This window comes from Planotetraspora sp. GP83 (assembly GCF_041262585.1).
Classification (GTDB): domain Bacteria; phylum Actinomycetota; class Actinomycetes; order Streptosporangiales; family Streptosporangiaceae; genus JAOEGB01.
In genome coordinates this window covers 308328-329554 of sequence record NZ_JBGCBZ010000002.1, presented here as the reverse complement: position 1 = coordinate 329554, position 21227 = coordinate 308328, and the positions used below count along the sequence as shown (strand labels likewise).

At 70.0% G+C, this 21227-nt stretch carries 23 protein-coding genes; 13 read left to right on the top strand and 10 right to left on the bottom strand.

The features are described from left to right. Positions 1-52: 52 nt before the first annotated feature. Together ABH927_RS04305 and ABH927_RS04300 are read left to right on the top strand one after the other, a co-directional pair. Positions 53-1108, top strand: a complete 1056-nt coding sequence (locus ABH927_RS04305; protein ID WP_370018234.1) for a nitroreductase/quinone reductase family protein — start codon at positions 53-55, stop codon at positions 1106-1108. 200 nt (positions 1109-1308) lie between these two features. Further along, the gene (locus ABH927_RS04300; RefSeq protein WP_370018232.1) at positions 1309-2205 is read left to right on the top strand and encodes an aminoglycoside phosphotransferase family protein; all 897 of its coding nucleotides are present in this window, start codon (positions 1309-1311) and stop codon (positions 2203-2205) included. A gap of 8 nt (positions 2206-2213) precedes the next feature. On the opposite strand, the gene ABH927_RS04295 is transcribed toward ABH927_RS04300, so the two are convergent. The 5 genes from ABH927_RS04295 to ABH927_RS04275 all read right to left on the bottom strand — a co-directional run bounded on the left by ABH927_RS04295 (position 2214) and on the right by ABH927_RS04275 (position 6620). Next, entirely contained in the window at positions 2214-3350 is a 1137-nt protein-coding gene (locus ABH927_RS04295) for an ANTAR domain-containing response regulator (RefSeq protein WP_370018230.1), read from the bottom strand. 79 nt (positions 3351-3429) lie between these two features. Beyond that, on the bottom strand, positions 3430-4152 hold the full coding sequence (locus ABH927_RS04290) for a trypsin-like peptidase domain-containing protein (RefSeq protein WP_370018229.1): 723 nt from the start codon (positions 4150-4152) through the stop codon (positions 3430-3432). Between the two features lie 38 nt (positions 4153-4190). Continuing rightward, complete coding sequence (locus tag ABH927_RS04285; RefSeq protein WP_370018227.1) at positions 4191-4970, bottom strand: class I SAM-dependent methyltransferase; 780 nt, start codon at positions 4968-4970, stop codon at positions 4191-4193. 49 nt (positions 4971-5019) lie between these two features. After that, positions 5020-5952, bottom strand: a complete 933-nt coding sequence (locus ABH927_RS04280; RefSeq protein ID WP_370018225.1) for an NADP-dependent oxidoreductase — start codon at positions 5950-5952, stop codon at positions 5020-5022. Between the two features lie 251 nt (positions 5953-6203). After that, on the bottom strand, positions 6204-6620 hold the full coding sequence (locus ABH927_RS04275; RefSeq protein WP_370018224.1) for an STAS domain-containing protein: 417 nt from the start codon (positions 6618-6620) through the stop codon (positions 6204-6206). A gap of 212 nt (positions 6621-6832) precedes the next feature. On the opposite strand from ABH927_RS04275, the gene ABH927_RS04270 reads away from it, so the two are divergent. After that, on the top strand, positions 6833-7009 hold the full coding sequence (locus ABH927_RS04270) for a hypothetical protein (protein WP_370018222.1): 177 nt from the start codon (positions 6833-6835) through the stop codon (positions 7007-7009). Positions 7010-7016: 7 nt separating this feature from the next. Here the strand turns inward: ABH927_RS04270 and ABH927_RS04265 are convergent, their stop codons facing one another. Continuing rightward, positions 7017-7385 (bottom strand): hypothetical protein, encoded by a 369-nt coding sequence (locus tag ABH927_RS04265; RefSeq protein ID WP_370018221.1) that lies wholly within the window; start codon positions 7383-7385, stop codon positions 7017-7019. A gap of 284 nt (positions 7386-7669) precedes the next feature. Here ABH927_RS04265 and ABH927_RS04260 point away from each other — a divergent pair, with 284 nt between their 5' ends. Beyond that, positions 7670-8023, top strand: a complete 354-nt coding sequence (locus ABH927_RS04260) for a hypothetical protein (RefSeq protein ID WP_370018219.1) — start codon at positions 7670-7672, stop codon at positions 8021-8023. A 105-nt stretch (positions 8024-8128) separates the two neighbouring features. Continuing rightward, positions 8129-8530 carry a hypothetical protein gene (locus tag ABH927_RS04255; protein ID WP_370018217.1) on the top strand — a complete coding sequence of 134 codons (402 nt, stop codon included), beginning with the start codon at positions 8129-8131 and terminating at the stop codon, positions 8528-8530. A 60-nt stretch (positions 8531-8590) separates the two neighbouring features. Here ABH927_RS04255 and ABH927_RS04250 read toward each other — a convergent pair whose 3' ends face one another. Both ABH927_RS04250 and ABH927_RS04245 read right to left on the bottom strand, forming a co-directional pair. Next, a complete protein-coding gene (locus tag ABH927_RS04250; RefSeq protein WP_370018215.1) occupies positions 8591-8944 on the bottom strand; it encodes a DUF742 domain-containing protein in 354 nt (117 codons plus the stop codon). Further along, positions 8941-11094, bottom strand: coding sequence for a nitrate- and nitrite sensing domain-containing protein (locus ABH927_RS04245; RefSeq protein ID WP_370018214.1), 2154 nt, complete (start codon positions 11092-11094; stop codon positions 8941-8943). The genes ABH927_RS04250 and ABH927_RS04245 overlap by 4 nt, the downstream gene beginning before the upstream one ends. A 268-nt stretch (positions 11095-11362) precedes the next feature. Between ABH927_RS04245 and ABH927_RS04240 the strand changes: the two genes are divergently transcribed. The 3 genes from ABH927_RS04240 to ABH927_RS04230 are packed head-to-tail and all read left to right on the top strand — an operon-like array spanning position 11363 to position 13369. Then, positions 11363-12337, top strand: a complete 975-nt coding sequence (locus ABH927_RS04240; protein WP_370018212.1) for a DMT family transporter — start codon at positions 11363-11365, stop codon at positions 12335-12337. Continuing rightward, on the top strand, positions 12334-12948 hold the full coding sequence (locus ABH927_RS04235) for a GntR family transcriptional regulator (RefSeq protein ID WP_370018210.1): 615 nt from the start codon (positions 12334-12336) through the stop codon (positions 12946-12948). The genes ABH927_RS04240 and ABH927_RS04235 overlap by 4 nt, the downstream gene beginning before the upstream one ends. 58 nt (positions 12949-13006) lie before the next feature. Then, a complete protein-coding gene (locus tag ABH927_RS04230) occupies positions 13007-13369 on the top strand; it encodes a hypothetical protein (RefSeq protein WP_370018209.1) in 363 nt (120 codons plus the stop codon). Positions 13370-13397: 28 nt separating this feature from the next. On the opposite strand, the gene ABH927_RS04225 is transcribed toward ABH927_RS04230, so the two are convergent. Together ABH927_RS04225 and ABH927_RS04220 are read right to left on the bottom strand one after the other, a co-directional pair. Next, a complete protein-coding gene (locus ABH927_RS04225; RefSeq protein WP_370018208.1) occupies positions 13398-14165 on the bottom strand; it encodes a crotonase/enoyl-CoA hydratase family protein in 768 nt (255 codons plus the stop codon). A gap of 42 nt (positions 14166-14207) precedes the next feature. Further along, positions 14208-15230: an LCP family protein gene (locus ABH927_RS04220; protein WP_370018206.1), complete on the bottom strand. Its 1023-nt coding sequence runs from the start codon at positions 15228-15230 to the stop codon at positions 14208-14210. 329 nt (positions 15231-15559) lie between these two features. Between ABH927_RS04220 and ABH927_RS04215 the strand changes: the two genes are divergently transcribed. The 5 genes from ABH927_RS04215 to ABH927_RS04195 are packed head-to-tail and all read left to right on the top strand — an operon-like array spanning position 15560 to position 21225. Further along, a complete protein-coding gene (locus tag ABH927_RS04215; RefSeq protein ID WP_370018205.1) occupies positions 15560-17029 on the top strand; it encodes a sugar transferase in 1470 nt (489 codons plus the stop codon). A gap of 1 nt (position 17030) precedes the next feature. Beyond that, complete coding sequence (locus ABH927_RS04210; RefSeq protein ID WP_370018204.1) at positions 17031-18095, top strand: glucose-1-phosphate thymidylyltransferase; 1065 nt, start codon at positions 17031-17033, stop codon at positions 18093-18095. Continuing rightward, complete coding sequence (rfbB, locus tag ABH927_RS04205; RefSeq protein WP_370018203.1) at positions 18092-19048, top strand: dTDP-glucose 4,6-dehydratase; 957 nt, start codon at positions 18092-18094, stop codon at positions 19046-19048. Before ABH927_RS04210 ends, rfbB begins: the two co-directional genes overlap by 4 nt. Before the next feature lie 36 nt (positions 19049-19084). After that, positions 19085-19942: a dTDP-4-dehydrorhamnose reductase gene (rfbD, locus tag ABH927_RS04200; protein ID WP_370018201.1), complete on the top strand. Its 858-nt coding sequence runs from the start codon at positions 19085-19087 to the stop codon at positions 19940-19942. Beyond that, positions 19942-21225, top strand: a complete 1284-nt coding sequence (locus tag ABH927_RS04195) for an MFS transporter (RefSeq protein WP_370018199.1) — start codon at positions 19942-19944, stop codon at positions 21223-21225. Before rfbD ends, ABH927_RS04195 begins: the two co-directional genes overlap by 1 nt. The last annotated feature ends 2 nt before the right edge of the window (positions 21226-21227 follow it).

The following is a 21227-nucleotide window of genomic DNA, read 5'->3' as shown; positions in this document are numbered from 1 at the left end:
CTGCCGCTGAGTGCCCGCATGCCGCTGGATCCGTGAGCCGCAGAGGTGAGAGATGACCGCCAGCCAGAACACGTTGCCCGACATCACGCTGCCAAGTGCCTGCACCGTCCTGATCGCCGAATCGCCCATAGAGCAGGTGAAGATCGCCGAATTGGAGCATGTGCCCTGGCCGAAGGGGCTGCTCTCCTACAGCGCGTTCCTCAGCACTGACGGCGAGACGGTGCTGACCTACACGCAGTGGACGTACGGCGAAGCCGACCGCGAGTTCCTGGCCGGACTCACCGGCGCCGAGCCGGTCGAGTATTCGCTGTACCGCAGCAGGGTGCAGGACGAGCCATCCGTCCCGGGGTGCGTCGTCGTCGTCAGCGCCGAATTCGACGGACCCGATCCAGAGCGGCAACGGCGCTGGGTCGACACGGTCTTCGAGGCGCTGGACGCCGAGACCGAGCCGCCTCCCGGCGGGATCTCCGGTCACTTTCACCTGAGCACGGACGGCACCAGGGTGGTCAACTACGCGGAGTGGACCGATGAACAGGCGCATCGCGACGCCATCGAAAGGTCCGGCCAGGGAACGGTGGGCTCGTCACCCGAGTGGCGGCGGGTCCTCGACTTTTCTGGGGTCAGAAGCGGCGGATTCCGGCGATACCGCTTGCTGCGCAGCCTTTCCGCACCTCCATCGGACGAAGTGCTCGACAGCCCAACGAAGTGGGTGGCCGAGCACGTCCGGGCCTACGTCGAGACCGACGGCAAAAGCGGACACATGTACCAGGGCTGGCCGACGCTCCTGCTGACCACCCGCGGCCGGAAGTCGGGAATGCTCCGGCGCACCGCGTTGATCTACGGGCAGGACGGCGATCGCTACCTGCTGGTGGGCTCGAACGGCGGGTCGCCACACCACCCCGCGTGGTACCTCAACCTGGTCGCCAACCCGGCGGTCACCGTCCAGGTCGGCAGCGACAGGTTCACCGCGCGGGCCCGTCTCGCCACCGCGGAGGAGAAGCCGCGACTGTGGGAACGGATGACAGCGATCTTTCCGCTCTACGACACGTACCAGTCTCGCGCCGGCCGGGAGATCCCGCTGGTCGTCATCGAGCGTGAGGGCACTTGACGACCCTCTTCGCGCCTGCATTGCCCTCGTCTGCGTCCTGGCCGCCACGTACGAGATGAGCAGGTGAAAACCGTTCGCGCTGATCGGTGGGTCGTTGGGAAAATGTGGCGATGACTCGGACCGTTGATGAGCAGGCAGTTCCGCCGGCACGGGGAGTCCGTATCTCCTGGGCGTCCGTCCCAGAGGTGGTACGGCGTCGCATGGAGGACATCCTCGGTGGGGATGTCGTCGAAGCGGTCAGCGCGGTCACGGGCTTCTCCCCGGCGGTCGCGGCGGCGCTCACGTTGGCCGACGGAGGCCGGGCGTTCGTGAAGGCGGCCGATCCTCAGGGCAACTCCGAGACCGTGGAGATCTACCGCGAGGAAGCGCGGATCGCGGCCGTGCTTCCGCGCACCGCGCCCGTCCCTCGCCTGATCGCCACGTTCGAAGAAGAAGGCTGGGTGGTCCTGCTCTTCGAGCATGTCGACGGCCGTCTTCCCGCCGAGCCGTGGCGCCAGGACGAGCTGGCGCGCGTGCTCAGCATGGTCACCGACCTCGCCGCCGGGCTCACGCCCTGTCCGATCGACGCGCCGGCGATCGCGGACCGATACGAGGACGTCTTCCGCGGATGGCGACGACTCGTCGCGGCCCGCGACTCCGGGACCGACGACTTGAGTGGCCTGGACCCGTGGGCGGCGCGGCGCCTGGACGCCCTGGCCGAGCTGGAGAGCAGCTGGTCAGACGCCGCCGAGGGCAGCACCCTGCTGCACTGCGACCTGCGCGCGGACAACCTCCTACTGACCGACGACCGAGTGATCGTGGTCGACTGGCCGTGGGCCTCCTGTGGCGCACCGTGGTTCGACCTGGTCGGCCTCCTGCCCAGCGTCCGCATGCAGGGCGGCCCGGACCCCGAGCACGTCTTCCGGAGCCATCCCCTCGCCGCCGAGGCCGACCCGGACGCGGTCACCGCCGTGCTCGCCGCGATGACGGGTTACTTCGTCCGCCAGGCCAGGCAGCCTGCGCCGCCCGGACTGCCGACCCTCCGGGCGTTCCAGGCCGCGCAGGGCCGTACGGCGCTGCCCTGGCTGAGAAGCCGGCTCGGCGAGGGGTGGTCCTGAGCCATCGCCTAATGACCGGCGGGTTCCTCCTCGCCGATCTCCAGGCTGGCGACCGCGGTGGCGAGGGCGGCCAATGTCGTCTTCGGGTGTGCCTGGATCTCGGGGTAGCGCTCCAGCGCCCGCATCTCCAGTTGTGAGAGATTGCGGGTCACCAAGACCGGGCCTGTGTTGTTGTAGTGCTTGACCAGCAGAATCGAGCCGACCCGAAGGCATGCCTCGGGCACGTCGGCCAGGCTGGCCACGAGGACGGACACCGCCTCGGCGAATTTGCCGTCCACCTCGGCCTGGCGGGCGTCGAGCGCGACCACTTCCAGGGCACGCTCGACTTTGATCAGGCGTTCCCGGACCTCGCGGGAGCTCAGACCGGACCGGAGCGCCGCCTTGGCCCGCCGCCAGATCGACCCCCGCTCCAGGCTCTCCTCGACCGGGTCCTGGTAGCCCAGCAGCCGGGCCACCTCGTCCAGGGCGGCGAAGACACGCCGCGCGGTCGGCTCGTCATCGGTGGCGAGATAGGCCTCGACCGCGATGACCTCGAACGAGGACAACGGGTCCACCAGTTCCGGCCGAGCGGACGAGGTCGTCACGATTCCCCCGGACAGCACCTGCTCGGCGACTTCCGCCATGGCGAGCCGCCGGTCGATCGCCTGGTCCTGCATCCAGGTCAGGGCCTCGGGTTCGGACAGTCCGAACCGGCCCATCAGGAATCCCTGGGCACGCTCGACGGCCTGCCGTGCGGCGGGATTGCCGGCCATTTCCTCCCGGACCCGCTGCTCCGCGTACCGGGAAAGAGCCATGTCGATCGCCGGCACCAGGTCGTTGCGGGTGATCGGCTTGACCAGGTAGCCGTACGCGCCGCTTCGTCCGGCACGCTCGCGCAGGTCCCGATTGCTGAAGGCGGTGACGAAGACGACCGGGGCGATCCGTTCGGCGTTGATCCGTTCGGCGGCCTCGATACCGTCCATGATGGGCATCTTGATGTCCATCAGCACGACGTCCGGGCGCAGCTCCTCCGCGAGCCGGACCGCGGTGAGCCCGTCACCGGCTTGGCCCACGACCTGGTAGCCCTCGTCGGCGAGCATGACGGCGAGGTCCAGTCTGATGAGGGCCTCATCGTCGACGATCAAGACTTGGGGTGGGGCGTTCATCGGCAGCGCCTCCCTGGCGAGAGATCTCGACCATACCCGCGCGAACGCCGATCCCGCCCTTGATCGGCCGGACCGGTGATCAGTCGCACTCCTGCGTGGAGACGGCGCCGGCCGCGCGCATTCCGGTGTCCGCCGCCGCGGCCAGTTGCTTGGCCGTGAGCGCGTAGCCCTTGTCGTCACGATCGTTGTCGGTGGCGAAGACCATGCCCAGCACCTGACCCGCCTCGGAGATCAGGGGCGCCCCTGACAAGCCGGGCGTGATGTGCGGGCCGGTGAAGCCGTAGACCTCTCGGGTGGTGCGGTTCCGGTTGTAGATGTCGTACGACAGGGCCTCTGTCTTCCAGCCCACTGCCGCCGGCATGGCGACCGGCGTGGTCTGGCCCTTGGGGTAGCCGATCACCACGCCTTCGCTCTGCCTTTTCGTGTTCAGGCGCAGCGGCTTCGCGGGCAGATGCGGGACACGCAGCACCGCGACATCTGCGCGGTGGTCGAAAACCACCACCTCGGCGGGGAAGGGCCGCCCGTCGCCGAGGACGACCTTCAGATCCCGGTCCGCCCCGGCCACCGAGTGGGCACTCAGCATCACCCGCTCGGCGGCGTAGACGAAGCCGGTCGCCTCCATCTTCTTGTCGCAGGCGCTCGCGAAAGCGTTCATCCGTACGACGCTGTCCGCGGCGTATGGCTGGGCCGCCGAGGGGCCTTCCCGCGGAACCGACGGCGGTGACGGCACGGCGGCGCAACCCGCGGCGCTCGTGATCGAGATCGCCGCTAACAGGCGAACGGTGGCGTCCCATCTCGGCATGAAGATCAGCGTACGGCCGGCAGCCCTGGGAGACAGACCTAACCGCTCACCGCCCGGAGGGACGGCTTCCGGGCCTCGATGAGGAACCGCGTCGCGTAGGCCACGAACGGCCCCTCGGCCTGGATGCGGTCGTGAAGGGCCCGCAGCTCGGTGCGGTACCGGTCGACGGTGAACCCGGGGACGATCCAGATCACCTTCCGCAGGAAGTAGATCACGGCGCCGATGTCGGAGAACTCGGTGCGCAGGGCCTCCAGCCGGAGGTCGACCACCTCGAGACCCACGGCCTCCGCCGCGGCTCGCGCCTTCTCCGGATCCCGGGCCGAGCCGTACGGCTGTGGCCCCATGAAGTGCTCCGTCACCTCCACGACGCTCCTGGGGCCGACCTGCTGGGAGAGGTAGGTCCCGCCGGGCCGCAGCACGCGGGCGATCTCGGCCCACCAGGTGGTCACCGGATGGCGGCTCGTCACCAGGTCGAAGACCCCGTCGCCGAACGGGAGCCGCGGCTCGTCATCGTCGGCGACGACCGCGACGCCGCGCGGGCGCAGCCTCGCGGTCGCACGGGCGATGTTCGGCGGCCAGGATTCCGTGGCCACCGCCACAGCGGGGAGCCGCGGAACGCCCGCCAGCACCTCGCCGCCACCGGTCTGGAGGTCCAACGCGGCCGTCGCGCGTGCCATCCGCTCGGCCAGAAGCCGTGAATATCTCCACGAGGGCCGCTCTTCCGTCGCTCGGCCGTCGAGCCAGGAGAAGTCCCAGCCCTCGACTGAGACGGCGTCCGCCTCGGCGACCAGTTCCTCGAACGTCCGCGTCGTCGTCATGACGGGAGGCTCGCAGCCGCCACGCCGGCCCGCCAAACGGTTTTCCGCCTCAGGGGATCAGGACGATCTTGCCGGTGGTACGGCGGGCCGAGATGAGCTCGTGGGCCTTGGCCGCCTCGGCGAGGGGGAGCACGTGGTCGATGTGCACCTTGAGCTGCCCGGACTCGACCAGCGCGAGCAACTGCGCCAGGTCGGCCGGGGAGGGGCGGACCGAGACCGCGGTGAGCCGCACTCCGCGTTCGGCCGCGCCTTCGGGAGTGAGGCCGAGGTTGGCGCCGAGTGCCCCTACGAGCACGCCGCCGGGCTTGAGGATGGTGGCGGACCGCTCGCCGTACTCTCCGCCGATCAGGTCGAACACCACGTCGACGGGCCCGGCCTCCTGAGTGAAGTCCGCCGAGCTGTAGTCGACCAGCGTGTCCGCCCCCAGCTCGCGGAGGAACGCGTGCTTGGCGGCGCTGGCCGTACCGACGACGTGGGCTCCGCGCGCCTTGGCGATCTGGACGGCGAGGTGCCCGACACCGCCCGCGGCGGCGTGGATGAGCACCCGCTGGCCAGGAGCGATCCGCGCGATGCCGACCAGCGCCTGCCACGCCGTCAGACCGGCCAGGGGAAGGGCGGCCGCCTCCTCCGTGTCCAGCCCGGCGGGCTTGCGGATGATCTCGTTCGCCGAGGCCGTCACGTAGTCGGCGTAGGTGTTTCCGGCGGCGGGGAACGCGAGCAAGCCCAGCACCTCGTCACCGGGGGCGAACGCGGACACGCCCGGCCCCGAAGTCTCCACCACGCCCGCGACATCCCACCCCACGGTGAAAGGCGGGTCGCCGAGCAACGGGTAGTAGCCGGCCCGGACGGCGGCGTCGACGGGGTTGACCCCGATGGCGCCGACCTTGATCAGAACCTCTCCAGGCCCCGGCGAGGGACGATCCACCGTGACGATCTCCAGCACGGACGGGTCGCCGAAAGCGGACTGGGTGACGGAACGCATCGTGATCTCCTCATTCGTGACGGAATGTGCGAGACCAATAGTCGGCGTATCGGTATCTAAACGAAAGAAGGCACTTTTTCGGTATATAGGTACCTTGTGGAAACCGTCCTGAGAAAAGTGAGCGTGGCGGCAGCGTGGTCTCGCTGATGGAGGGATCAAGCACTGGTCCGAGGAGCATGTGACCGAGACCCTGGCAGCTCGCGAGACGTATGACCGGCACGGGCCGCCCAGGAGCCACGGACCGCGCCCGCTCAGCCAGCCGGCTGACCCGGCTGGTCATCGAGCGTTCGCAGCAGCCGTCTCAGGAACGGCGGCATGTTCACCAGCCGCATCCCGCGGCGGGGTGGCGCGGCGGGCAGGAGGGCCAGCGCCCGCAGGCCGGACAGGTCGATGAACGTCACCTGGCCGATATCGACGAGGACCAGGTCGTCCCCTTGCCGGGCGTCGGCGAGCGCCAGCGCGACCGCCTCGCTGTTGGTGAGGTCGATCTCCCCGCTGAGCCGGACCCAGCGCACCGTGGCCGACCAGACGGTGAGCCGGTCGTCGGCGTACAGGATGCGCCGGTCGGCGGTGGCGCGACGCGGCGGCTTCCGTGTCAGCCGGGCCGGAGCCGCCGCCGCCACCCGGGTGTCGCCCTGCAAGGGATGGGCGTTCCTCGTCATCGGCATGCCGCCCTTCCTGATGAGGCGCGGACACTTTCGAGGGTTTCCCGCCCCGGACGGCACTGTCAACTCGGCCGGGGGAAAGGATCCGTCACGAGGGCGAGGCGGCCTTCACGCCACGTCGCCGTCGAACCGTTGCCAACTCCCGTGGGCTCGTGGTTGTCGAACCACACAGAAGGCCGCACGAAGGCATGGATCTACGGCGGTGCGAGGTCGATGTGACCACTTGGAGCTCCCGATCAGCCCTGGTGTGGCTCGGCCATCCGGTGACGGTGGCGGCGATCGCCGTGCTCGCCGTACAAGCCGTTGCGGACGGGCACGTCGTGGTGGTCGCCAACGGCGGCTTCGGCCACCGGTGGGTGGGCGGGGGTGCGGGCGGGCCCGCACCCCCGTGAGGATGGATCAGCTCGCGTTGGCGCAGATCGCGTAGACGCTGATGCCGACCGTGCTGTAGTTGTTCTGGCGGCCGAGGGCGATCCAGCCCCTGCCGTCGTCCGTGGGGAAGCTGCCTACGAGGATGGCGTCGTTGCCCTGTGCCTCGCCGCCGCCTCCGACGACGCGCTTGCCGGTCGGGCAGTAGACGGTGCGCCGGGTGAAGTTCGGGACGTTGGCGTTGGGAAGCTGGACGAGCTGGTACCCATCGAAGGACTTGACCGCTGAGGGCGGCAGGTGGGGGTCGCTGTCCGCCTGCGCGGCCAGGCCCGTGCCCGTGACGCCCGCGACGCCGGCGAGGACGAGCGCACCTGTCGTGATTGCGTGTACAAATCGCACGAAATAGCTCCGTTTGATGTAGAAGTGACCTGATTCGGGCCCGTTTTGTGTTTCGGCCGCCACGCGAGCCCACGCGGTCGGATCCGCAACCACACGTACCCCTGATCATGTTCGGTCACACTGAGTAATCGCTTATTTGCCTAAAGTAGTAACGGCGTCGACTTTCTTATGACAGAACGCCGCGCCGCCAATACCGGAGTAAGCGGATAACGCGAGATATGTCCGGTATGTCGCCAGGGTCGGAATTTCGGCATGGCGGGTACTTACGTAGTGGGGGGAACGCTATGAAGAAGATCGTCGCTGTCGCCGCGCTCGCTGCGATGACCATGCTCGGGACGGTCGCTGCCGGAGGCGAGGGTGGTCAGCAGCAAGAGGTCAGCAGGGCTCAGTACCACATCCTGATGAGCCAGTGCCGCTACGCGGACACGCCCAGCGCCCGGGCGCAGTGCCGGTCGGAGGTCGAGCAGAAGTACTTCATCGGCGCGCGGAACCCTTCACTCGACTGCCGTACGTACTCCAGCGTCACCGTGTGCGGAGAGCTGACGCTCAGCCCCAGGCAGCGGGCTTGTGTCAAGGACTCCGTGGAGAGCGGGCTGACCTATCGCCGCGCCGAGGTCGAGTGCTACGCCTTCCAATGATCCACGCCCTGGTCCTAGCCACGCCTTCTTGCGCTTTTCCCGAAAATCCGCGTCCACCTCGATGATTTGCCTCGTCGACTCCTTTGCGTGATCTACCCTGCCGGGGTGGACGCCAACAGTAAGGCCGCCGCGGAGCTCCTGCGGGCGCTGATGCGCACGGCGGCGCGCTTCACGGAGGCGGGCAGGTCGGTCGCCCAGGACTACTTCCCGCACGTCCGCACCGAGCCCATCTCCGACCTGGCCGGCCGTGCCGTACGGCTCGGCATGGAGGTCACGCTGCCCGGTCACGAGCTCGTCTTCGAGGTGCGCGTCGGCGTCGGCGACGACGTGTTCACGATCACGGGCGATCTCGTGCTGGACGACGAGGAGAGCCGGCTCGACCTTCCCCCGGTCGAGACGGACGACGTGGACCGGCTCGTGGCCCTGCTGGACCACTACGCCGACGAGCTGACCGCTCCGGCCCGCAGGCACGTCGGCTCGCTCATCGAAGCCTTCGGGGGCTCGTGATTCCGGGCCCGTGATTCGGGGCTCGTGATTCGGGGCTCGTGATTCGGGGCTCGCGACCGGTTACAGCGCCCGGAGGCCCTGGATGACCTCGCGGAGGATGCGCTCCTCGGGCAGTTGCGCGACCGTGGCCTGCGGCCGGGCCGTGATCAACCCCTGGTCGCGCAGATCGCTGAGGAGGATGCGGACGACGTTGAGCGACAGGCCGATGTCCGATGCCAGGTCGGCCACCGAGGACGGGCTCTGGCAGATGTGAAGGATCCGGAGATGCTCCGGCGCGAGCCCCGCCGTACGCCCGTAGGCGGACGGCGCCGTCCTGATGATGGTCATCAGGTCGAACTCGGGGCCGGTCGGGCGGGTCCGGCCGCGGGTCAGCGTGTAGGGGCGGAGTAAGGGGCCGAAGTCCTCTTCTGTCATGACTCCTCCTGCGCGCGCTGCCACCCTGCCTGGAACGAGGAGAAGACATCGCGACGCTCCTCGCGGAGCTGCGGTGCCAGGTTCGCCTGCCGTACGCGCCGGGGCAGGGAGTCCTCGGCGGCGATGTCGGCGATGCCGGTCATGCTGGTGCGGTCGGCGAGCCCGGCCAGCGTGGCGAGCTCGGCGGCCTCCACAGGGTCGGCGACCTGTGCGACCGGCGCGGCCTGGGTGACCGGGATGTCATCGGCGATCGGCGTGAGAGTGAGGGCGGGCGGGGGCGTGGGCTGCGGCGGGACCAGCGGCTCGACGGAGTAGTCGCCCTCGGCGTTCTCGACCACGAGCTCCTGCGGGAGAAGCACGATCGCGCTGGTGCCACCGTACGGGGAGGTCCGAAGGGAGACGCGGATGCCGTGACGCTTGGCGAGCAGTCCGACGACGAACAGGCCGAGCCGGTCGCTGTCGGCCAGGTTGAACTCGGGCGGGTCGGCGAGCCGTTCGTTGAACTGGGCCATCTCCTCGGCGGCGATGCCGAGGCCGCGGTCCTCGATTTCCAGCGCGAAGCCCCGGGCGACGAGCTCGCCGTGGACGAAGACCTGCGTGTGCGGCGGCGAGTAGATCGTCGCGTTCTCGACCAGCTCGGCCAGGAGGTGGACCAGGTCGGTGACCGCGCCGCCGACGAGCGCCGGGCCGTGGGCCACGTCGACGCTGACCCGCAGGTAGTCCTCGACCTCCTCGACGGCCGCGCGGACCACGTCGAAGAGGCTGACCGGGTTGCGCCAGCCGCGCCCGGGGGCGGCGCCGGACAGCGTGATGAGGCCCTCGGCGTGCCGGCGCATGCGCGTGGTCAGGTGGTCGATGCCGAACAGCTGCTCCAGCACGTCCGGATCGGTGACCTGCCGTTCCAGCCCGTCGAGCATGGAGAGCTGCCGCTGCAGCAGGGACTGGCTGCGGCGGGCCAGGTTGAGGAAGACGCTGTTGACGCCCTTGCGCAGCTCGGCCTGCCCGACGGCGGCCTCGATGGCGGTGTGCTGCACGGACGTGAAGGCGTTCCCGACGTTCTCCACCTCGGCCGTGTCTCCACCGGAGCGCATGGGCGGCGTCTCGGCCGCGACGTCGACGTCCTCTCCCCGCCGCAGGCGGTCGACGATCGCCGGGAGCCGCCGGTCGGCCAGTTCGAGCGCCGCCCTCTGGAGCTCGACGAGCTCGGCCGTGAGGCTCCGGGCGAACCGCAGGGAGATCAGCGCGGTGGCGACCACCGCGATCAGGCCGAGGACGCCCGCGATGCCGATGCGGTAGAGCACGCCCTTGGCGAGCGGGACGGCGCGATCCGCGAGCGTCTTGCTCGCGCCGACCCCCGCGAGGTTGATGATCCACATCTCGGCGGTCCTGTGCCAGGGAGCCGCGCTCGCCGGCAGCGGCCTGTCGGGCTGGACCTGGCTGACGATGGTGTTCTCCATCGTCACGAACGAGGTGTAGGACGGCGTGGTGCTCAGCCGCTCGTACGGCTTGACCAGCTCGGCGTCGAGCAGGCTGGTGCCGAGCTGGAAGAGCATCCGGCGCTTGCCGACCATGGCCGAGAAGGCGTCGTGCTCGCTTCGCGTCATCCGCCCGGCGGCGAGGGCGCCCGTGATCAGCGCCGACTGCTGGCTCACGATCTCGCGGCTGCGGGTGATGAGGATGATGGCCTTGGTCTGCTCGACGAGATCGAGGTTGGGCGAGATCATCAGCCGGTCGTAGGTCTGGAAGCCGACCTCCGCGAGGTCGCTGTACCTTTCGATGGCGTTCAGCCGCGAGAGGCCGCGCTCGTCGATCTGGCGCCGCAGGTCCTGGATCTTGCCCATCTGCCGGATGAGCTCCTGGAGCCGGTCCCACATGGGTCCGGGGGTGTCGTCCCGCGCCTGCTGCGACACACGGATCAGCGTGTCGGCCACCGCGTCGGTCCGGTGGCGCTGGGCGTCGAGCTCGGTGTGCAGCGTGGTGTTCGTGCCGAGGTAGGTGGCGGACATCAGCCGTTCGTTCTGCAGCTCCGTCAGCAGGTCCCTCGTCGGGAGGACGACGTCGTTGTAGATCGTCTGGATCCTGAGCAGCTCGAGGCCACCCTGGATCGTCAGCGTGGCGGCGAACCCCCAGATCACCACGAGAGCGGTCACCGGGACCAGCAGGATCGCGAAAATCTTGAAACGAATAGAGCGTTTCCGGCCAGCCATGAGACCTGCCCGTCCGATGCCACTGTGTTAATTGTGGCGAAACCCTAGCAATTGCCTGGCAGTCGAACCAAGGATCTCCAGTAACAACTTTCAGTACCGGAGTTGCTTGGCGCCTTCGGCGCTGTCATCCCCGTTGTATTTGTGGCCCCCGTCGCTCCACGGCGGATTCGACGCGCTTGCGCATCATGTCTGGTTGTCAGACAATCTGCCCATGACTCTGCGACCCTCCGGCCCGCTCGCCGTCGTGGCCGCCGCCGTCCTCTGGGGTACGGCCGGCACCGCCGGGGCCGTGGCCGCCGCCGACTCCGTCTCGCTGGCGGCCGCCCGTCTCGTGATCGGGGGAGCGGTGCTCGCTCTGGTCGCCGTACTCGCACGATCACGAACCGCTGAGCCGCAGGTGAAGGCCGGTGCGCGGGAATCTGTGCATGATCACGGCGTGGGGAGGGGGAGGCGGGGGAACCCGCGCATGATCATCACAATGGGTGTGGGGGCGGGGGCCGTGGCGGCGTACCAGCTGGCCTTCTTCGCCGCGGTCGACCGGACGGGGGTCGCCATCGGGACCGTGGTGGCCATCGGCAGCGGACCCGTCTTCACCGGCCTGCTGTCCTGGCTCACCGACCGGCGGCCGCCGAGCCGCCGCTGGGCCCTCGCCACGGCGGCCGCCATCGCCGGATGCGCCCTTCTGATCACCGGTGGCGGCGCGGGCGGCGCGGACGCAGAGGGGATCGGGCTCGCCCTGCTCGGCGGGTTGCTCTACGCCCTCTACGCCGTGATCGCCGCCCGGGCCATAGGCGAGGGCATGGACTCCGCCGCCGTCATGGGCGTGCTGTTCGGCGGCGCCGCCGTCATCATGCTGCCCGTCCTGGTCATGACCGGCCCCGGCTGGCTGGCCGAGCCGCGCGGCCTGCTGACCGCGCTCTACCTGGGCTGCGCGACGACGGCGCTCGCCTACCTGCTGTACGGCAGGGGCCTGCGCACAACGCCCGTGGCGACGGCGGCCACGCTCGCGCTGGCCGAGCCCGCGGTGGCGGCGCTGCTCGGCCTCATCGTGCTGCACGAGCACCTGCCGGCGGTCTCGTGGGGAGGTCTCGTGCTTCTCGCGCTCAGCCTGGCCGTCGTGGCCGTTCCCGGCAGGGCCGCCTCCGAGCGGAAGCCCGCGCCCGCGCGTCTAGGCTCGGCGGCGTGACCACGCTCAGGCCCGTCTCCACCGTCGAGGCGCTCGCCGCCGCTCTCCGGGAGCGCGTGCTGTCCGGGGACATCGGCCCCGGCGCGGCCCTGCCCGAGCAGGAGCTCTCCGCCCGGTACGGCGTGGCGAGGCCCACGGTCCGGGAGGCGCTGGCCGTCCTCGTCCACGAGGGGCTGCTCCGGCGGGAGCGCAACCGCAGCGCCCACGTCCCGGAGGTCACGGCCGAGGACCTCGCCGACCTGATGTACGTCAGGCGGCCCCTGGAGGAACTGATGGCGGAGGCCCTCGCCGGGCGCCGGGTGGCCGGGGCCGAGGCCGCGCTGGACCGCCTCGACGGCCTGCCGCCCGACGCGCCCTGGGCCGCCGTGGTGGCCGAGCACATGGCGCTGCACGAGGCGCTCATCGTGGCCGTCGGGAGCCCCCGCCTGGGCCGCCTCTATGGTGCCCTCGCCGCGGAGACCCGTCTCGGTCTCGTGGGGCTCCGCGACGCCTACGAAGACCGGCAGGAGCTGGCGGCCGAGCACCGCGAGCTGCTCCAAGTGATCGCCCGGGGCCCTGCCGACGCGGCGAAACAGGCCGTCAGGGACCATCTGCGGTGGCGCGAATCCTGAATCTTCTTCTCCGGGGTTCTCTTGCACGGGACGCCCCCGAGTGGTCACAATCGCGCCCATGCACGGCAACCCAGTGCCGGATACCTATGTCTATGTCACCGAGGAAGGCGTCACCCGTCATTACGCCGACGGCAGCGTCGAAGCTCTCGCGTGGGAGGACGTCGTCGAGGTCCGGGTCGGCGGCCTGACGCCGGCCGACGGACGGGCCGACGTCCTGATAGTCCTGCTCGACCGTGACGGTGAGGGGTGCGTGGTCCCCCGGTCGGCGACCGACGCGACCTTCCTGGCACGCCTCCGGTACCTGCCTGATTTCGACCTCGACCGGCTGAGCACGGCCTTCGAGAGCGCCAACGACGGATATGTCGTCGTATGGCGGAGCCCCGACCCGCCGTCGCCCCTACCCGACCTCGAATACGACTGACCCGCTCAGGAGCACTGCTCCCAGGTTTCTAGGTGGTTGTCCGGGCGCCGTGCCGGCCGGCTCCGGCACGGAAACGCTCGACGCCCGCGAGGGTGTCCGCCCGCAGCGACGACAGGCCGTACCGGAACTCGGCGGCCAGGGCCTCCTCCTCCGTCAGCCCCTCCTGCTCCAGCGCGGAGAGCCGGTCGCCGCGCATGCACGCCTGCGGGAGCGTGGCCAGGTGGGCGGCCAGCTCCTCCGCGGCCTCCCTCGACGTCCCGGCCGGGACCACCCGGTTGACCAGCCCGATGTCCAGAGCCTCCCCCGCCGGTACGGCACGGCCGGTCAGGATGAGGTCGAGCGCCCGGCCCGTCCCGATGAGGCGCGGCAGCCGTACCGTGCCGCCGTCGATGAGAGGGACTCCCCACCTGCGGCAGAACACGCCGAAGGTGGCGTCCTCGGCGGCCACCCGAAGATCGCACCAGAGGGCGAGCTCCAGACCGCCCGCGACGGCGTAGCCCTCCACCGCCGCGATGACCGGCTTGGACAGGCGCGTCCTGGTCGGCCCCATGGGGCCGTCGCCGTCCGGCTCGACCCGGTTGCCGCGCTCGGTGCCGATCGCGTGGAGGTCGGCGCCCGAGCAGAACGTGCCGCCCTCGCCCCACAGCACGGCGACCGAGGAGCTCTCGTCGGCGTCGAACTCGCGGAACGCCGCGGCCAGGGCCGCCGCCGTCGGCCCGTCGACCGCGTTGCGGACCTCGGGCCGGTGCAGGATCACGGTTGTGACCGGGCCCCGCCGGTCGATGCGTACGGACATGGTCCGAATGTAGGGGGTCCGAATGTAGGGGGCGGCCGCGCCTTACCTCACGAGGGAAGTGTCGTTCTCGCCGCCGAAATCCGCCAGGTGGGTTTCGAGGGTGTCGTTCCTGATCGCGGCGAACAGGCGCGCACAGGCGGCCGGGTCGAGCCGCACGATGCTGGCGCCCTTCACCATGCCGGTGCCCTTGACGGGGACCGTGGCGGACATCAGGTCGCCGCCCCGGACATCCCGCAGTTCGAGCGCCAGGTCGCGCAGCGTGCCGATCGTCACGCCCGAATCCACCGTTATGGATTTCGTCAAAGCCTGAAGAAAGGCGTCGAGTGCGAGCGGGTCGGTCAGAGTTCCCTTACTTATCGCCTTTTCCCCCATCGCCCTGAGGAAGGCCTGCTGCCGTTTGATGCGGTCGAAATCCCCGCCCGGGAGGTTGTAACGCTGCCGGACGAAAAGCAGGGCGCGCTCGCCTTCGAGGTGAACATTTCCCTGCGGCCAGGTGACGTCGTTCATCGGGTCGTGGACCTCGCGCTCCACGTAGATGTCGACCCCGCCGAGCGCCTTGCTCATCGTGACGAACCCGTTGAAGTCGAGCGCGGCGAAATGATCGATCCGTACGCCGGTCAGCTTCTCGACGGTCCTGATCAGCAGCTTTGGGCCCCCGAAGGCGTACGCCGCGTTGATCTTGTCCTTGCCGTGGCCGGGGATGGTGACGTAGGAGTCCCTCGGGACCCCGATGACGAAGACCTTCTTCCGATCGGCGGGGATGTGCGCGATCATGATGCTGTCCGACCGCTGGAAGCCCGCCTCGCCGGGACGCCGGTCGGCCCCGATCACCAGCCAGTTCTGGGCTTCCCCGACGACTTTGGCCGGCCGGTCACCCTCCTCGGGGAAGACCTGCTGGACGCGCCGGATGTTGCCGTCGTAGACCCACTGCCGCTGCATGACCAGCGCGAACGCGGCGGCGAGCGGCAGGAGGACGATGAGGGTCGCGATGATCAGAACCTTGCGCCGCCGGGTGGATCGCCGGGGCGGCTCGACGTCGCCGGAGGTTTCATCTGAGGTCGTCACGGGTCACCTTGGGAGGGGGGGCGGGCCGATCCAGGAGACCGTAGCCCACGAGGGTGTCCCGCAAGAAAGTGATCTTGGCTAATGGGCGAACAGTGTCAAAACTCGGCCCATCGGCCCGGTAAGCCGGACATCTTTGGACCGTTCCGTCAAGCGCTTCCGATAGCTTCACCGCGACCGATTGTGGACAGTGACCTGCGTTCCCTACCGATCGGTCACTCTCTAGGATCGACCTGGGCGAGATGCCTTTGAAACGCATGGGTTTCATGTGAACCAGGGTGGCTCCATATGCGTCAATCTCCTGCACAGTCCAGCGAGTAGGGGCGTGGTAGATGGAAACGCGATTGGGGCTGCCCGAGATACGGGTGCTCCCCAGTGACGTTGACGTGCGGATTCCCGCGAGCATGTCGACGCGGTCGTACTTCAGGGTCCTCAAGGTGGGAGACCTGATGTGCGCCATGCTCGCCTTCGCCGGCGTCGAGGTGACCCGGCTCAGGCTGGGCGCGTACATCCCCACGTACGACCTCCTCTTCGGGCTGGCCCTGACCCTCCTCTGGCCGGGGATCATGGGGATGGCGGGCGGATACCGCAGGCGGGCCCACGGAGAGGGCGCGGACGAGTTCCGCGCAGTCACCGAGGGCGGCGTGGGACTGATCGCCGTGATCGCCATCGGGGCCTACGTGACGCAGACCATGGTGGCCCGGAGCTACGTCATGGCGATGCTGCCGCTCGCCACGGTCCTCACGCTGGTGTTCCGCCACCGGATGCGCAAGCGGCTGCACCGGTTACGCGCCAAGGGCCAGCACATGCGGCGGGTCGTGGCCGTGGGGCACCGTGCGTCCGTCATGGACCTCGTCATGCAGTTCAGGCGGCAGCCGTACCACGGCATGCGGGTCGTCGCGGTGTGCCTGCCTGACGGGCAGTACCGGAACCAGCGGTTCGACGTCGACGGCGTGCCGGTGCTCGGCGACTTCGGCGACGTCCCGGCGGTGGTGGACAAGGTCGCGGCCGACGCGGTGGCGGTGCTCGCCTGCCCCGAACTGGACGGCACGGCCCTGCGCCGCCTCGCCTGGGGGATCGAGTCGAGAGGCGCCGACCTGTTCGTCGCCCCGGCCCTCATGGACGTCGCCGGGCCGCGAATCAGCGTCCGCCCCGTCGCCGGCATGCCGCTGCTACATGTGGAGCACCCCGACATCGCCGGCATGCGCCAGTTCGTGAAGAGCGCCTTCGACAAGGTCGTGGCAGCCGCCGCGCTGGTCGTCCTGGCCGTGCCCATGCTGGCCATCGCCCTGATCATCCGGGCGACCACCCCCGGCCCGGCGCTGTTCCGCCAGACGCGGGTCGGCAGGCACGGCCGCGAGTTCCAGGTTCTGAAGTTCCGCACGATGGTGGCCGACGCCGAGCGGCTCAAGCAGGTGCTGCTTGACGACAACGAGTCAGACGGGGTGCTGTTCAAGATTAGGAACGATCCAAGAATCACCAAGGTCGGCGGGTTGCTCCGTCGCTACTCCCTGGACGAGTTGCCGCAACTGCTCAACGTGGTGCGCGGGGAGATGTCGCTCGTCGGTCCGCGCCCGCCGCTCCCCGCCGAGGTCGAGCAGTACGGCACGGACGTCCGCCGCCGCCTGGTCGTCAAGCCGGGGATGACCGGCCTGTGGCAGGTCAGCGGCCGGTCCGACCTGTCGTGGGAGGAGTCGGTCCGGCTCGACCTGCGCTATGTCGAGAACTGGTCCCTCATGCTGGACCTCCAGGTGCTGTGGAAGACCTGGTCGGCCGTCACTCGCGGAGAAGGAGCCTACTGACGTGAAGGCCCTCGTTCTGGCGGGCGGCTCCGGCACCCGGCTGCGTCCCATCACGCACACCCGGGCGAAGCAGCTCGTGCCGGTCGCCAACAAGCCCGTCCTGTTCTACGGCCTGGAGGCCATCGCGTCGGCGGGGATCCGCGAGGCCGGGATCGTGGTGGGGGACACCCACGCCGAGATCGAGGCCGCCGTGGGGGACGGCTCGGCGTTCGGCCTGGAGATCACCTACCTCCGCCAGGAGTCCCCCCTCGGGCTGGCGCACGCCGTACTGATCGCCCGCGACTACCTGGGCGACGACGACTTCGTGATGTACCTCGGCGACAACTTCATCGTCGGCGGGATCAGCGAGCTGGTCGAGCGCTTCCGCACGGAGCGGCCGAGCGCGCAGATCATGCTGACGAGGGTCCCGGACCCGCGCCAGTTCGGCGTGGCCGAGATCGACGCGGACGGCAGGGTCGTCGGCCTGGAGGAGAAGCCGCGCGAGCCCAAGAGCGACCTCGCCATGGTCGGCGTCTATCTGTTCACTCCGGCCGTCCACGAGGCCGTGGCCAAGCTCAAGCCGTCCTGGCGGGGAGAGCTGGAGATCACCGACGCCATCCAGTGGCTCATCGACTCGGGCCGCGGCGTCCAGTCCACGCTCATCACGGGCTACTGGAAGGACACGGGCAACGTCGCCGACATGCTGGAGGTCAACCGCCTCGTGCTGGAGTCGATGGAGCCTCGCGTGGACGGCGACGTCCGCGACTGCGAGCTCATCGGCCGCGTGGTCATCGAGGCCGGCGCGCTGGTGCGCGGGTCACGGATCGTCGGCCCCGTCATCATCGGTGCCGGGACGGTGATCGCGGGCTCCTATATCGGCCCCTTCACTTCCGTCGCCACGGACTGCCACGTGAGCGGCAGTGAGATCGAGTATTCGATCGTGCTGGCCCGCTCGTCCATCAAGGGGGTGCGCCGGATCGAGGCCTCGCTGATCGGCCACGATGTCGAGGTCACCCCCGCCCCCAACACGCCACGGGCGCACCGGCTCGTGCTCGGCGATCACAGTAAGGTCCAGATTTCCCAATGAGAGTGCTCGTCACCGGCGGCGCCGGGTTCATCGGTTCCCACTACGTGCGCACGGCCATCGCGGAGACAGGCGAGAAGATCACCGTGCTGGACGGGCTCACGTACGCGGGCAACCTGGCCAACCTGGAGCCGGTCTCCGGGGCGTACGACTTCGTGCACGGAGACATCTGCGACACCGAGCTGCTGGCGCACGTGGTCCCCGGCCACGACCTCGTCATCAACTTCGCGGCCGAGTCCCACGTCGACAGGTCGATCGAGGGGGCGGCGGCGTTCACGCGCACCAACGTCCTCGGCACGCAGGCCCTCATGCAGGCCTGCCTGGACGCGCGCGTCCCCAAGGTCGTGCAGGTCTCGACCGACGAGGTCTACGGGTCGATCGAGTCCGGCTCGTGGGACGAGTCCGCTCCGCTGGCCCCACGCTCGCCGTACGCGGCGGCCAAGGCGGGCGGGGACATGATCGCCCGCGCCTACGCGGTCACCTACGGGCTTCCGGTGTCGATCACCCGATGTGGCAACAACTACGGGCCCTACCAGTACCCGGAGAAGGTGATCCCGCTTTTCATCACCAATCTCCTCGAAGGACGAAAAGTCCCGTTATATGGTGACGGCGGCAACGTAAGGGACTGGGTCCACGTCGACGACCACTGCCGCGGGATCCGTCTCGTCGCGGAGGCCGGCAGGCCGGGCGAGATCTACCACATCGCCGGTACGGCGGAGCTGACCAACGTGGAGCTGACCGGGAGGCTGCTGGACGCGCTGGGCGTGGGCTGGGACATGGTCGAGCGGGTCACCGACCGCAAGGGTCACGACCGTCGCTACTCGCTCGACGACGCCAAGCTCAGGGCCCTGGGCTTCCAGGCCCGCACGCCGTTCGACGAGGGCCTCGCGGCCACCGTCCGCTGGTACGCCGACAACGCCGACTGGTGGCGGCCCCTCAAGGCCGCGCACTCCTGATCTCCTGTACCTCTCCGACCCCCCGAGAGCGAAGCGATGACCCGATGGCTGATCACCGGAGCCGGTGGCATGCTCGGCACCGACCTCGTGGCCGTGCTGCGGGCCGGGCGGCACGACGTCACGCCCCTGGACCGGGCGGGGCTCGACCTCCGCGACGCCGAGGCCGTCCGGCGGGCCGTCCGTGAGCTCCGGCCCGGCGCGGTGGTCAACTGCGCCGCCTGGACCGCCGTGGACGACGCCGAGACGCGCGAGGACGAGGCGCTGGCCGTAAACGGCTCCGCCGTACAGGTGCTCGCCGAGGCATGTCTCGACGCCGGCGCGTGGCTGGTGCAGCCGTCCACCGACTACGTCTTCGACGGCGGTGGGCGCGAGCCGTACGCCGAGGACGCGCCGACCATGCCGCTCAACGCCTACGGTCGCACGAAGCTGGCCGGAGAGCACGCGGTGGTCAAGACCCTGCCGGAGACCGGCTACGTGGTCCGCACCGCGTGGCTGTACGGCGCGGCCGGCCCCAACTTCGTCCGGACGATGATCAGGCTCGCCGGCGAGCGCGAGACGGTCGACGTCGTCAACGACCAGCACGGCCAGCCCACCTGGACGGCCGACCTCGCCCGGCAGATCGTCGCGCTGGTCGAGGCGGGCGCGCCCGCGGGGATCTACCACGGCACCAGTTCGGGGAGCACCACCTGGCACGGCCTGGCCCGAGAGGTCTTCGCCCTGCTGGGCGCCGATCCGGACCGGGTCCGCCCGGTCGCCTCGGAGGCCTTCCCCAGGCCCGCCCCGCGCCCGGCCAGTAGCGTGCTCGGTCACGGCCGCTGGGCGGACGCCGGGCTGCCCCCGATCCGGGACTGGCGGGACGCGCTCCACGCCGCCTGGCCCTCGCTGGCGGCCTGATGTACCTGTCCGACGCGCGCGCGGGGGACCGGCCCGCCGACACGTCCGGGGGAGCCGCGCGCCTGCGGGTCGTCACCGGCAACGTCCTGGCCCTCGGAATGGTCAGCCTGCTGACCGACATCTCGTCCGAGATGGTCACCGCCGTCCTGCCGCTCTACTTCGTCTTCGGCCTGGGGATGAGCACTGTCCAGTTCGGCGTGCTCGACGGCGTCTACACGGGCGCGACCGCCGTGCTGCGCCTCGTGGGCGGGCACGTCGCGGACCGGTTCCGCTGGCGCAAGGCCGTGGCGGGCACGGGCTACGGCCTCTCGGCGGTAACCAAGCTGGGCTTCCTCGCCGCCGGGCGCTCGGTGCCGCTGCTCGGGCTGGTCATCGGCGTGGACCGCGCGGGCAAGGGGCTCCGCACGGCCCCGCGCGACGCGATGATCTCGCTGAGCGTGCCGCCCGAGGCGCAGGGGCGGGCCTTCGGCGTCCATCGGGCGCTCGACACCGCCGGCGCCCTCATCGGCCCGCTCGCCGCGTTCGGCGTGCTCTCGCTGGCGCTCGGGACCTACGACGCGGTCTTCGTGACCAGCTTCTGCGTCGCCGTGCTGGGCGTGCTGGTGCTCGTGCTGTTCGTCCGCGAGCCCTCCGGGGAAGTCGGACGCCGCGCGGTCTCGCTGCGGGAGGCCGCCCGGCTGCTCGGGCCCGGACCCTTCCGCCGGGTGCTCGCAGCGGTCGTGCCGCTGTCGCTCGCCACGATCAGCGACGCGTTCCTCTACCTGCTCCTGCTGAAGCGGCTCGACATCGCGGCGAGCTGGCTGCCGCTGCTGCCCGTCGCGATGTCGGCCGCCTACCTCCTCGCGGCCGTGCCGTTCGGGCGGCTCGCCGACCGGATCGGCCGGACACCGGTCGTCATCGGCGGGTACGGCGCGCTGCTGGCCTGTTATGTCCTGGTGATCGTCGGGCACCATCCAGCCTTCCTGGTGGCCGTGCTCCTGCTGCGCGGGCTCGGCTACGCGGCGACGGACGGGGTGGTGAGCGCGCTCGCCGGCCCGCTGCTGCCCGAGGAGCAGCGGGCCACCGGCCTCGCCGTCGTGCAGACCGGGCAGGCCCTCGCGGCGATGGCCGCCTCCTGGGCCTTCGGTGTGCTGTGGTCGGGGCTCGGGCTGGAGGGCGCCGTCGGCGTCATGGCCGCCGCGCTCGCCGCCGCCCTCGCGCTCGCCGCCTTCCTTTTAAGCGGTGGCAATTTCCGCAGTGGCAAGTCTCGTCAGAACCTGAATGGGGTTACCGGTGGAACGTAGAA

Excerpts from the sequence above, each read along its gene's own strand:
- ABH927_RS04305 (WP_370018234.1), top strand. The coding sequence starts at position 53 with ATGACCGCCAGCCAGAACACGTTGCCCGACATCACGCTGCCAAGTGCC.
- ABH927_RS04300 (WP_370018232.1), top strand. The coding sequence starts at position 1,309 with ATGGAGGACATCCTCGGTGGGGATGTCGTCGAAGCGGTCAGCGCGGTC.
- ABH927_RS04295 (WP_370018230.1), bottom strand. The coding sequence starts at position 3,350 with ATGAACGCCCCACCCCAAGTCTTGATCGTCGACGATGAGGCCCTCATC.
- ABH927_RS04290 (WP_370018229.1), bottom strand. The coding sequence starts at position 4,152 with ATGCCGAGATGGGACGCCACCGTTCGCCTGTTAGCGGCGATCTCGATC.
- ABH927_RS04285 (WP_370018227.1), bottom strand. The coding sequence starts at position 4,970 with ATGACGACGACGCGGACGTTCGAGGAACTGGTCGCCGAGGCGGACGCC.
- ABH927_RS04280 (WP_370018225.1), bottom strand. The coding sequence starts at position 5,952 with ATGCGTTCCGTCACCCAGTCCGCTTTCGGCGACCCGTCCGTGCTGGAG.
- ABH927_RS04275 (WP_370018224.1), bottom strand. The coding sequence starts at position 6,620 with ATGCCGATGACGAGGAACGCCCATCCCTTGCAGGGCGACACCCGGGTG.
- ABH927_RS04260 (WP_370018219.1), top strand. The coding sequence starts at position 7,670 with ATGAAGAAGATCGTCGCTGTCGCCGCGCTCGCTGCGATGACCATGCTC.
- ABH927_RS04250 (WP_370018215.1), bottom strand. The coding sequence starts at position 8,944 with ATGACAGAAGAGGACTTCGGCCCCTTACTCCGCCCCTACACGCTGACC.
- ABH927_RS04240 (WP_370018212.1), top strand. The coding sequence starts at position 11,363 with ATGACTCTGCGACCCTCCGGCCCGCTCGCCGTCGTGGCCGCCGCCGTC.
- ABH927_RS04230 (WP_370018209.1), top strand. The coding sequence starts at position 13,007 with ATGCACGGCAACCCAGTGCCGGATACCTATGTCTATGTCACCGAGGAA.
- ABH927_RS04225 (WP_370018208.1), bottom strand. The coding sequence starts at position 14,165 with ATGTCCGTACGCATCGACCGGCGGGGCCCGGTCACAACCGTGATCCTG.
- ABH927_RS04215 (WP_370018205.1), top strand. The coding sequence starts at position 15,560 with ATGGAAACGCGATTGGGGCTGCCCGAGATACGGGTGCTCCCCAGTGAC.
- rfbB (WP_370018203.1), top strand. The coding sequence starts at position 18,092 with ATGAGAGTGCTCGTCACCGGCGGCGCCGGGTTCATCGGTTCCCACTAC.
- rfbD (WP_370018201.1), top strand. The coding sequence starts at position 19,085 with ATGACCCGATGGCTGATCACCGGAGCCGGTGGCATGCTCGGCACCGAC.
- ABH927_RS04195 (WP_370018199.1), top strand. The coding sequence starts at position 19,942 with ATGTACCTGTCCGACGCGCGCGCGGGGGACCGGCCCGCCGACACGTCC.